Annotated in this window: 4 protein-coding genes and 1 pseudogene; 3 read left to right on the top strand and 2 right to left on the bottom strand. The window is 75.2% G+C overall.

All coding sequences use genetic code 11. The features are described from left to right. Positions 1–67 precede the first annotated feature (67 nt). Both C7C46_RS13845 and C7C46_RS13840 read right to left on the bottom strand, forming a co-directional pair. Entirely contained in the window at positions 68–841 is a 774-nt protein-coding gene (locus C7C46_RS13845) for a uracil-DNA glycosylase (RefSeq protein ID WP_110669364.1), read from the bottom strand. After that, complete coding sequence (locus C7C46_RS13840; RefSeq protein WP_245984406.1) at positions 838–1,449, bottom strand: TetR/AcrR family transcriptional regulator; 612 nt, start codon at positions 1,447–1,449, stop codon at positions 838–840. The genes C7C46_RS13845 and C7C46_RS13840 overlap by 4 nt, the downstream gene beginning before the upstream one ends. A gap of 102 nt (positions 1,450–1,551) precedes the next feature. On the opposite strand from C7C46_RS13840, the gene C7C46_RS13835 reads away from it, so the two are divergent. From C7C46_RS13835 to C7C46_RS13825, 3 genes and pseudogenes are all read left to right on the top strand, one after another. Beyond that, positions 1,552–2,376: an SDR family oxidoreductase gene (locus tag C7C46_RS13835; RefSeq protein ID WP_110669360.1), complete on the top strand. Its 825-nt coding sequence runs from the start codon at positions 1,552–1,554 to the stop codon at positions 2,374–2,376. Positions 2,377–2,491: 115 nt separating this feature from the next. Continuing rightward, on the top strand, positions 2,492–3,412 hold the full coding sequence (locus tag C7C46_RS13830; RefSeq protein ID WP_110669358.1) for an NADP-dependent oxidoreductase: 921 nt from the start codon (positions 2,492–2,494) through the stop codon (positions 3,410–3,412). Between the two features lie 203 nt (positions 3,413–3,615). Beyond that, a pseudogene (locus C7C46_RS13825) lies at positions 3,616–4,059 on the top strand (alpha-L-arabinofuranosidase); the annotation flags it as partial.

The raw sequence follows: 4,059 nt of genomic DNA, 5'->3' as shown, positions 1-4,059 counted from the left end.
TGGCGCAGCGGGGCGGGCAGTACCGTGCCGCGGAGTCGCCACCGCCGGACTGCCGCCGTGCCCTGCCTCAGCCCTCGACGTGCAACCCGGCGGCGCGGGCGCCCTGGGCCAGGGCCTCGCGGAGCATCGCGGGTGTCAGGGTGCGGGTGGACATGTTGCGCCGGCTCGGATGGTAACAGCCGATCAGGTGCAACTCCCGGTCCCCTGACACGTCCAGCAGCTTCACCTGGGCGCGGTGCCCGAAGGCCGGGCGGGGGCGGGGGAGCTGCCAGCCGGCCTCGGCCAGTACGGGCAGCAGCGCCTGCCAGGCGAAGCCGCCGAGCACCACCACGGCCCGCAGGGTCGGCCGCAACAGGGCCAACTCGCGGGCCAGCCACGGGCGGCAGGTGTCGCGCTCGGCGGTGCTGGGGCGGTTGTCCGGCGGCGCGCAGTGCACCGGCATGGTGATCCGCACCCCGCGCAGCCGCAGGCCGTCGGCGCGGTCGGTGGCGGTCGGCCGCGAGGCGAGGCCGAGCTCGTGCAGTGCGGCGTACAGCACGTCGCCGGAGGGGTCGCCGGTGAAGGCCCGGCCGGTCCGGTTCCCGCCGTGTGCGGCGGGGGCCAGGCCGACCAGGGCCAGCGGTGCGTCCGCCGGCCCGAAGCCGGGGACCGGGCGGGCCCAGTACTCCTGGTCCCGGAACGCGGCGCGCCTGACCCGGCCGACCTCCTCGCGCCAGGCGACCAGGCGGGGGCAGGCCCGGCAGTCGGTCACCGCGGCGTCGAGCGCGCCCAGGGTGGCCAGCTGCGGGGCGCGGGGCGCGGGATGGTCGGGATCCTGGTCAAGGTCCTGAGCCGTCGTCATCGCAGTGTGTCGATCCAGGCCGTCAGCTGCCGGCCGCGGGTGGCCATCAGCTCGGGGTCGCGCAGCGCGTTGGTGAGGACCGACATGCCCTGGTAGGCGGCGACCAGCTCCACGGCTAGGTCGCGGGCGTCGGCCCGGCCCAGCTGGGTGAACTGGTCGGTGACCCAGTCGAGCAGGGCCCGCAGCACCTCGGCGGCCGAGCGGTCCAGGCCGGCCTCGCCCTCCTCGCGCTTGTCGAGCTCGGTGGCGAGGGTGCCGAAGGGGCAGCCGTAGCGGGCGGACCGTTCGCGCTGGTCGACCCAGCCGCCGATCAGGGCCTTGAGCCGGTCGGCCGGGTCGGGGAGCAGCTCGAGCTGGGCGGTGACGGTCCGCAGTTGGTCCAGGTGGGCGCCGAGGGCGGCCTCGACCAGCTGGTCCTTGGTCTTGAAGTAGTAGTAGACGTTGCCCACCGGGACCTCGGCGGCCGCGGCGATGTCCCCGAGCGTGGTGCGTTCCACGCCCCGCTGGTGGAACACCTCGGCGGCGGCCGCGGCCAGCCGTTCGCGCTTTCCCCCGCGGGGCCGGGTGGACCTGGTGGACTTCTGGGGCACCGTCTCTGAGTCAGTCACCTCACTAAGGATAGACAGGGGGTCGGGCCTCCGCTACGGTCGTTCTAAGTCAGTCAACTAACTCAGTTCTGACGACGAAGAAGACCCATGGAGGGGACACCCATGATCGCTGTGACCGGAGCCACCGGAAACGTCGGCCGGACGCTGGTGCGGCTGCTGGCCGAGGCAGGCGAGCCGGTGGCCGCCGTGGCTCGCCGGATCACCCCGGCGGACGTGCCGCCCGGCGTGCGGGCGGTGGCCGCCGACCTCGCGGACCCGGCGAGCCTGCGGCCCGCGCTGGACGGGGCGAAGGCCCTGTTCCTGCTGGTCGCGGGGGAGGACCCGGCCGGGCTGCTGGCACAGGCCGCCCAGGCGGGGGTGGCCCGGGTGGTGCTGATGTCCAGTCAGGGAGTGGGCACCCGGCCCGGCGGCGCCTACGCGCACGCCGCCGCCTTCGAGCAGGCGGTGGCCGCGAGCGGGTTGGAGTACACGGTGCTCCGCTCGGGTGGCCTGGCCTCCAACGCCCTCGCCTGGGCCGAGCCGGTCCGCGCCCACCGCACCGCCGCCGCCCCGTTCGCCGACGTCGCCCTGCCCTTCGTCGACCCGGACGACGTGGCCGCGGTGGCCGCCGCCGTGCTCACGGGGGCCGGCCACCACGGTGCGACGTACGTGCTGACCGGCCCCGAGCCGATCTCGCCCCGCCGCCGCGCTGCCGCCATCGCGGCCGCGATCGGCGAGCCGGTGGCCTTCGTCGAGCAGACCCGCGAGCAGGCGCACGCCCAGCTGTCGGCAGTCATGCCCGCCCCGGTGGTCGAGGGCACCCTGGCCATCCTGGGCGAGCCGACCCCGGCCGAGCAGGCCGTCAGCCCGCACGTGCCCCAACTGCTCGGCCGCCCGGCCGCGCCGTTCAGCGCCTGGGCCGCCCGCAACGCCGCCGCCTTCCGTTGACCCGACCTCACGACAAGCCGGTCCCGTGCACGCCGACGGAGCGTCGCAGCCGCTCGGCGGCCCGGGTCGGAGATAGCGTGGCCGCCGACTCCGTCCCCCCTCAGGAGGTTGGCTCATGCGCGCGGTGACCTACGACTCGTACGCCCCGGACAACTCGCGGCTGCACTACGGAGAGGTGCCCGACCCCAAGGTCGGCCCGGGCCAGGTGCTCATCCAGGTCCGTGCGGCGGCGGTCAACCCGGTCGACTGGAAGGTGATGGCAGGCGGCCTGGACGGCATGATGGACACGGTCTTCCCGGTGGTCCCGGGCTGGGACGTGGCCGGAGTGGTGGTCAGGACCGGCCCCGACACGCCCGAGTTCGCGCCCGGGGACGAGGTGATGGCCTACGCCCGGAAGGACTGGGTGCAGGCCGGCACCTTCGCCGAGTACGTCACGGTCGCCGCACCCTCGGTCGCGCGCAAGCCCGTCGCGCTGGACTGGGCGCAGGCGGCGGGGCTGCCGCTGGCCGGCCTGACCGCGCTGCGCAGCCTGAAGCGGCTCGGCGTCGGGTCCGGCGACGTGCTGCTGGTGCACGGCGCGGCGGGCGGCGTGGGCAGCATGGCCGTGCAGCTCGCCGGCGACCGCGGGGCCCGGGTGATCGGCACCGCCTCCGAGCGCAACCACGCCTTCGTCCGGGAACTCGGCGGCGACCCGGTGAGCTACGGCGACGGTGTGGTGGAGCGGGTGCGGGCGCTGGCGCCTGACGGGGTGTCGGCGGTGGCGGACTTCGTCGGCGGCCAGTTGGAGACGACGCTGGCCGTGCTCGCCGACGGCGGGCGGCACGTGTCGGTGGCCGACCCGGGGGTGGAGCAGCACGGCGGGCACTGGATCTGGGTCCGCCCGGACGGGGCCGAGCTCGCCGAACTGGCGGCCGCCGTCGACCGGGGTGCGCTGACCGTGGAGATCGCGCAGACCTTCTCGTTGGAGCAGGTCGGCGAAGCTTTCGACGCCAGCCGCACCGGCCACACCCGGGGGAAGCTGGTCATCGTCCCCTGACGGGGCGGGGTGCTGAAAGTTACGCCGGACCGCCGCACCGCTCCTCGCAGTTCAGCGCCCGTGGCCCAGCCCGACCGGCAGGCCGCGGCGTTGACGCCCGGTGCCACCGGGGCCGACCCTCGGGGCACCGTCGGCGGTCCGCGCCCCGCCCTCATCCGCGATGCTCCGACGGCCCCCGTCCCCGTCCAGAGGAGCACCCACCCATGCCCCCTCGGCCCCCTTCGCGCAGGCTGCGCCTGCCTGCCGCCCTGGCCGGTCTGGCCCTGCTGGCCGCCGGCCCGCTCTGCACCACCGCGCCGAGCGCCGGTGCCGCCGCCACCGCCACCAGTGCGGCAACGGTGAGCGTCAACGCCGGCCAGTCACTGGCCACCGTTCCCGCCACCGCGATCGGCACCAACGGCTCGGTCTACGACAGCAAGCTGACCGATGCCGCGGTGCCCGGCCTGCTCAAGCAGGCCGGTGTCGGCCTGGTGCGCTTCCCGGGCGGCAGTTCGTCCGACAGCTACAACTGGAAGACCAACAGCGACCTCACCTACGGCACCCAGGCGGTCGACTTCGACCACTACGCCACGATGCTCCAGCAGTCCGGCGCCCAGGGCATGGTGACGGTCAACTACGGCAGCGGCGACACCATCGGCGCCGCCGAG

The organism is Streptomyces tateyamensis, assembly GCF_003205575.1.
Lineage (GTDB): Bacteria > Actinomycetota > Actinomycetes > Streptomycetales > Streptomycetaceae > Kitasatospora > Kitasatospora tateyamensis.
This window is presented reverse-complemented; position numbering and strand designations above follow the sequence as displayed.

Excerpts from the sequence above, each read along its gene's own strand:
- C7C46_RS13845 (WP_110669364.1), bottom strand. The coding sequence starts at position 841 with ATGACGACGGCTCAGGACCTTGACCAGGATCCCGACCATCCCGCGCCC.
- C7C46_RS13835 (WP_110669360.1), top strand. The coding sequence starts at position 1,552 with ATGATCGCTGTGACCGGAGCCACCGGAAACGTCGGCCGGACGCTGGTG.
- C7C46_RS13830 (WP_110669358.1), top strand. The coding sequence starts at position 2,492 with ATGCGCGCGGTGACCTACGACTCGTACGCCCCGGACAACTCGCGGCTG.